The sequence below is a fragment of the bacterium genome (genome assembly GCA_035945995.1).
Taxonomy (GTDB): Bacteria; Sysuimicrobiota; Sysuimicrobiia; order Sysuimicrobiales; family Segetimicrobiaceae; genus DASSJF01.
Genome location: DASYZR010000032.1, coordinates 1 through 3,239, shown reverse-complemented (window position 1 = coordinate 3,239; position 3,239 = coordinate 1). Strand labels below are relative to the sequence as shown.

Sequence of the window (3,239 nt, the reverse complement as noted above, 5' to 3'; positions counted from 1 at the left end):
CAATCTCTGCTGGCCGGTTCTGGCTATGACGTCCGAGGACGCCGGGTTCGTGACCGTCACGGGCTACAGTTTCCGGGGGTATGATCGTGCCCTGGAGAACGCCCGGCGGTTCGCGTCGCCGTCCCGGTGACCACCGCAGTGCTGCAGGAGCCGCCCGTCATCCGTGTGATCCCACGGACGGCCCCTCCCTCCCTTCGCATCCGTCCTGCCCTTCCGCCACAGATCCGTAATCCGCGTAGCCCTGAGTGCGCGCCTTCGCGCGGAGAAGCTCAGCGATCTTCGTCTCCACGGAAGCGACCGATGATGGATCCCGAGACGACGTACCGTACGTTTATCAGCCACACCCAGCGGTGCCGTCAGTGCCGTACCGCCGGTGGAGAGTTGGCGGACGATGGCGCCCTCTGCCCGACCGGCCGCGCCCTTGCTCGCCAGTGGGGGAACGCCGAGATCAGGCAGGCGGCTGTTGAGCGGGAGGCAGAGCACGGGGCCGTTTTCATCGAGGGGGCGGAACCCGTATGAGTTCGATTGATCTCGGCAAGAAGTCTCGCGTCGTCATGAACCACTTCGGGCTCATTGCCACTTCTCGATCCCTGAAGAACAGGCGACCGAATAAGGTCACCGATGCCGTAGCTCTACTCCGAGACATGGTTGAGGATGCCCGGTGGAATATTACTTCTTCCTGGACAGCACACCGACGCACTGATCTGATATCCCGTTTATCCTTTAATCGGGATGAAGGTTTATAGGCGGTGTTCCAGCCGGCGGTCGACGAGATCGCGGACGCGATCCGGCGGCTCGCTGCGTCCTGACGCCCGTCAGCTCGGACGCCGCGGCGTGAGCCGCCAGCGGCCGTAGGCGACGAACACCGCGAGCAGCCCAACGACCACGGGGATCAGCGCGAGGATGCCTGCGCCCAGCTTCACGGAGAAGACCGTGGCGCCGATCATGATGATGACCAGTCCGGCGGCGGCGAGCGGCGTGAGGTGGGGTTGGATGCCCAGCAGCCACGGCAGCGTGACACCGATGGCCCCGAGCACCTCGACGACACCGAGCGGCCGGACGAACCACGCCGTCCCGGGCATCTGTTTCGTGAGTTCGGCGATCGGCGTGGTGAGTTTCATCGTGCCCGTGAACAGGAACACCAGCGTCAGCAGGAGCTGAGCAGCCCAGAGCGCCGCATTCATCCGTTTTATCGGACATTTCCAATTTGACACCTGAAGCCTCTTATCCACGCTTGGTTATGACCACGTGGGTCGCGTTTGGCGAGGACACGCATTCGGCGCATTGGTAGCCCATTTTCGGCATGTCGATATTCGTGAACAACGGCTCGCCCGATCCGAGAAGGATCGGCGAAATGGCGAGATGGAGATAGTCAATCAGTCCGGCGCGTAGAAACTGCCGGATCGTCGCAGCGCCTCCGCCGATGCGAATGTCTTTTCCGTCTACCGCGGCGCGGCCTGCTCTACGGCGGCGTCAATACCGTCGGTAACGAAATGGAAGGTGGTCCCGCCCGCCATCGAAATGGGCGCGCGCGGGTGGTGGGTCAGCACGAACACCGGAGTGTGGTACGGCGGATTCTCGCCCCACCACCCTTTCCAGTTCTCGTCGGGCCAGGCCCCTCGGACTGGTCCGAACATATTGCGGCCCATGATCAATGCTCCGATATTTTCGAAGCCGCGAGCGGCAAAGTCGTCGTCAATGCCGGTTGTTCCGCCGTCTTTTCCTCCCATGCGCTGAAACGTGCGAGTGGGGAACAGCCAATCGTGCAATGCCAGGCCGCCGATGCCGAGCGGATTCCCGGCGCTTTGACCCGGCCCGGCGCCGTACCCATCGACCGAAATTGCAAACCCGTGGACTCTCAGCTTTGGCATGAGCTCATTATGCCTCCCCTCACGGAATCTTGCGAATCAATGGGATTATCCAACAGCTGCTGCTGGATTGTACCGCCCCAAATCCCATCGTTCGAGAATGGTGCGCGCCACCTCATCGATTCCGGCGGCAGGCAGATGCACGCACTCCAACCCCGGCGGCGGCGGCTGTCCCACAAACACCGCGAGGCCGGCGGCCTGCAGCATCGGAATGTCACCCGCCGAATCACCGACGCCTGCCGTTCGCTCGCGCGGAATCGCCAGCGCGGCCGACAGTTCCCGAAGCCACATGGCCTTGTCCTTGGGCCACACGTGCTCAATACAACCGTCATCCTCGTGCGCGGTACCGAGCGTCCGGGTCACGCCCAATTTCGCCGCGCACCAGTCCACAGCAGCCTTCCAGGTGATCGACGCGATCGCTACCTCGATCGAGGCTTCGCGAAGCCGCACGATCCCCTCACGCACGCCTGGCGCCCACTCCACGGCGTTCAGCGATTCCAGCAATTGCTCGCGCGAGACCTCCGCATACCATCGCGCTATCTCGGCTCGCCCGCGCGCTATCCCCTCCTGATCGTCGGTCGACAGGCGCTCAAACTCACGCATCTCGTCGAGACGGCCGAGCGGCACAGCTAACACTTCGCAGACCGTCGGTCCGCGAAGCAGCGTCCCATCCAGATCGAACACCACGAGACCGCGTGGTTTCATTCGGCCAACGTCCTCAGCTGCCGGCTGTTTCCGGCGGGCGGGTGAGAAACAGCACCTCAGTTTATACCAATAGACCGGGATGCGCTGGCGATGGTCAGGTTGGTCGAGACTTTGGAAGGCCTGGCCCGAGTTGCTCCATAATGCGGCCGACTTGGGCTAACAAGCCCGATGGCTACCTTCTCGGCTCATACCGCATCGCCACCACCCCCGAGCCGAACTCCAGCCGGCTCACGAGCCTCAAGTCGACATGCTTCGATAGCCCCGCGAACAACGTCGGCCCGTGGCCCGCCAGCCTGGGCTGCACCACGAACTCGTACTCATCGATCAATCCAAGCTCCGCCAACGCCAGCGGGAGCTTCACGCCTCCCAAGGAGAACCTGGCCGGACGCGATATCCAACGCCGCGAACAACGTGGTCGTCCCGTGTCGGATGTAGTCGTGGGTGACCCCTTCGACATAGCCCAGCCCGCGCGGGAGGAGGGGCTGGGTGCGATCGAGGGCCTGAATCTGACTCTTCTCGTCGACGGCCAGCACGATGGCGTGGTCCGGCGGATTGAGGTAGAGCCCGACGATATCGCGGACCTTTTCGACGAAGAACGGGTCGGTGGACAGCTTGAAATGCTTTTGGCGATGGGGCTGAATCCCGAAGGCCGTCCAGACGCGATGG

2 protein-coding genes and 3 pseudogenes are annotated in these 3,239 nt (G+C 63.2%); all 5 read right to left on the bottom strand.

Features of this window, described 5'->3' with window-relative positions:
• Positions 1–815: 815 nt before the first annotated feature.
• On the bottom strand, positions 816–1,184 hold the full coding sequence (locus VGZ23_02825) for a DoxX family protein (GenBank protein ID HEV2356530.1): 369 nt from the start codon (positions 1,182–1,184) through the stop codon (positions 816–818).
• A gap of 40 nt (positions 1,185–1,224) precedes the next feature.
• Positions 1,225–1,871, bottom strand: a pseudogene (locus VGZ23_02820) (dihydrofolate reductase family protein).
• A gap of 45 nt (positions 1,872–1,916) precedes the next feature.
• Positions 1,917–2,555: a haloacid dehalogenase-like hydrolase gene (locus tag VGZ23_02815; GenBank protein HEV2356529.1), complete on the bottom strand. Its 639-nt coding sequence runs from the start codon at positions 2,553–2,555 to the stop codon at positions 1,917–1,919.
• A gap of 190 nt (positions 2,556–2,745) precedes the next feature.
• Positions 2,746–2,943: pseudogene (locus tag VGZ23_02810) on the bottom strand (dihydrofolate reductase family protein).
• Between the two features lies 1 nt (position 2,944).
• Positions 2,945–3,239, bottom strand: a pseudogene (locus VGZ23_02805) (IS630 family transposase).